This is a genomic window from Methylobacterium sp. E-005 (assembly GCF_022829725.1).
Lineage (GTDB): Bacteria > Pseudomonadota > Alphaproteobacteria > Rhizobiales > Beijerinckiaceae > Methylobacterium.
Genome location: NZ_JAKSYG010000089.1, coordinates 1 through 502, shown reverse-complemented (window position 1 = coordinate 502; position 502 = coordinate 1). Strand labels below are relative to the sequence as shown.

Annotated in this window: 2 tRNA genes; both read right to left on the bottom strand. The window is 59.6% G+C overall.

The annotated features are described in order from the left end of the window. Window positions 1-269: 269 nt before the first annotated feature. Window positions 270-345: transfer RNA gene (locus MKK88_RS10105), tRNA-Ala, on the bottom strand. Between the two features lie 34 nt (window positions 346-379). Further along, window positions 380-456 (bottom strand) — tRNA-Ile (locus MKK88_RS10100). Window positions 457-502: the final 46 nt, after the last annotated feature.

The window sequence follows — 502 nt, the reverse complement described above, 5'->3', positions numbered from 1 at the left end:
GACACGGTCACAAAAAGACCAGCGATCCGATCGTTTCCGATCAAATCGCCGTATGCTTGCCGAACATGACCGCCAGAGTTCACAGATCTCTCTGCCCCAACGGCCACATTCCCTCTTCACGATGTCACTGATGTCTTCGCCAAACAGCCGACCCTGCGGGACCGATCGGTCCTCACAGCATCCAGGCTGCGGCAAACTCATTCTCCAGATAGCGGCCTCGACACCTCGTTCGGACAGTCGCCGCTAAGCGGCGCCAAGTCCCAAACAAATGGTGGAGACAGACGGGATCGAACCGACGACCTCATGCTTGCAAAGCACGCGCTCTCCCAACTGAGCTATGTCCCCAAGGGGCATGCCAGCGGGTAGACCGTCCCGTCCATGGTGGGCCTGGGACGACTCGAACGTCCGACCTCACCCTTATCAGGGGTGCGCTCTAACCACCTGAGCTACAGGCCCAGTACGATCGAGCGGTACGGGTTCAGCGTGAGCCAAACCGCTTCCG